This is a genomic window from Mycobacterium sp. NPDC049093 (genome assembly GCF_040704635.1).
GTDB lineage: Bacteria > Actinomycetota > Actinomycetes > Mycobacteriales > Mycobacteriaceae > Mycobacterium.
This window is the reverse complement of the sequence record NZ_JBEZJS010000028.1, coordinates 1-1,843: the sequence shown is the minus strand read 5'-3', so window position 1 is coordinate 1,843 and position 1,843 is coordinate 1. Positions and strand designations below refer to the sequence as shown.

Genomic DNA, 1,843 nt, shown 5'->3' with positions numbered 1-1,843 from the left:
CGTTGGGTAGGGGAGCGTCCTGCATCCGGTGAAGCAGCAGAGTGATCTAGCTGTGGAGGGTGTGGGAGTGAGAATGCAGGCATGAGTAGCGAATAGGCAAGTGAGAACCTTGCCCGCCGAAAGACCAAGGGTTCCTGGGCCAGGCCAGTCCTCCCAGGGTGAGTCGGGACCTAAGGCGAGGCCGACAGGCGTAGTCGATGGACAACGGGTTGATATTCCCGTACCCGTGTATGTGCGTCCATGATGAATCCATTGTGCTAACCATCCAAAACCGTCGTGACCGATCCCTTCGGGGTGAGGCGTTGACGGGGCTGCGTGGGACCCCGGTGGGTAGTAGTCAAGCGATGGGGTGACGCAGGAAGGTAGCCGTACCAGTCAGTGGTTGTACTGGGGTAAGCCGGTAGGGAGAAACGTAGGCAAATCCGCGTTTCATTAATCCTGAGAGGTGATGCATAGCCGTTTGAGGCGAATTCGGTGATCCTATGCTGCCAAGAAAAGCCTCTAGCGAGGACATACACGGCCCGTACCCCAAACCAACACAGGTGGTCAGGTAGAGAATACTAAGGCGTACGAGTGAACTATGGTTAAGGAACTCGGCAAAATGCCCCCGTAACTTCGGGAGAAGGGGGACCCCCATATCGTCAAGGCTTTTGCGGCCGGCAGCGGGAGGGGGTGGCACAAACCAGTGAGAAGCGACTGTTTACTAAAAACACAGGTCCGTGCGAAGTCGCAAGACGATGTATACGGACTGACGCCTGCCCGGTGCTGGAAGGTTAAGAGGACCTGTTAACCCTTCGGGGTGAAGCAGAGAATTTAAGCCCCAGTAAACGGCGGTGGTAACTATAACCATCCTAAGGTAGCGAAATTCCTTGTCGGGTAAGTTCCGACCTGCACGAATGGCGTAACGACTTCTCAACTGTCTCAACCATAGACTCGGCGAAATTGCACTACGAGTAAAGATGCTCGTTACGCGCGGCAGGACGAAAAGACCCCGGGACCTTCACTACAACTTGGTATTGGTGCTCGATACGGTTTGTGTAGGATAGGTGGGAGACTGTGAAATTCACACGCCAGTGTGGGTGGAGTCGTTGTTGAAATACCACTCTGATCGTATTGGGCCTCTAACCTCGGACCGTATATCCGGTTCAGGGACAGTGCCTGGTGGGTAGTTTAACTGGGGCGGTTGCCTCCCAAAATGTAACGGAGGCGCCCAAAGGTTCCCTCAACCTGGACGGCAATCAGGTGTTGAGTGTAAGTGCACAAGGGAGCTTGACTGCGAGACGTACATGTCGAGCAGGGACGAAAGTCGGGACTAGTGATCCGGCACCTCTGAGTGGAAGGGGTGTCGCTCAACGGATAAAAGGTACCCCGGGGATAACAGGCTGATCTTCCCCAAGAGTCCATATCGACGGGATGGTTTGGCACCTCGATGTCGGCTCGTCGCATCCTGGGGCTGGAGCAGGTCCCAAGGGTTGGGCTGTTCGCCCATTAAAGCGGCACGCGAGCTGGGTTTAGAACGTCGTGAGACAGTTCGGTCTCTATCCGCCGCGCGCGTCAGAAGCTTGAGGAAATCTGTCCCTAGTACGAGAGGACCGGGACGGACGAACCTCTGGTGTACCAGTTGTTCCACCAGGAGCACGGCTGGATAGCCACGTTCGGACAGGATAACCGCTGAAAGCATCTAAGCGGGAAACCCCCTCCAAGACCAGGCTTCTCACCCTTTTAGAGGGATAAGGCCCCCCGCAGACCACGGGATTGATAGGCCAGACCTGGAAGCCCAGTAATGGGTGAAGGGAACTGGCACTAACCGGCCGAAAACTTACAACAACCAACAAACACCAAA

General features: G+C 55.5%; 1 rRNA gene. It reads left to right on the top strand.

From position 1 onward, the window contains the following. Positions 1–1,828 (top strand): 23S ribosomal RNA (locus tag AB0876_RS34250); the annotation flags it as partial. Positions 1,829–1,843 lie beyond the last annotated feature (15 nt).